At 61.8% G+C, this 225-nt stretch carries 1 protein-coding gene; it reads right to left on the bottom strand.

What is annotated here, in order from left to right:
* Positions 1-225 (bottom strand): autotransporter outer membrane beta-barrel domain-containing protein (locus OGY07_RS02905; RefSeq protein ID WP_286598549.1); only part of this gene is annotated, 225 nt, incomplete at both ends.

The following is a 225-nucleotide window of genomic DNA, read 5'->3' as shown; positions in this document are numbered from 1 at the left end:
CCTTCCACGCGGGTGCCGTTGGCTTCGCGGTGTTCGTCCGCCTTCACGCCCATCCAGGTGACCTGCGCTTTCGGCTGGATGTACAGCGCGTTACGCTCGCTGATGTCCGCCAGTTTCCAGGTGTAGCCGGATTCCACCGACGCGGTGAAGCCTTTTGAGTCGTACTCTTCGGATTCGACGCCGCGACCGGAAACGGTGTTGTCAAACCAGCTGTACTGCGCCCAG

The sequence above is a fragment of the Citrobacter sp. Cs237 genome (genome assembly GCF_030332325.1).
In the GTDB taxonomy this organism is placed as follows: Bacteria; Pseudomonadota; Gammaproteobacteria; order Enterobacterales; family Enterobacteriaceae; genus Citrobacter_A; species Citrobacter_A sedlakii.
The sequence above is the reverse complement of the archived record's forward strand: the minus strand, read 5'-3'. Positions and strand labels throughout refer to the sequence as shown.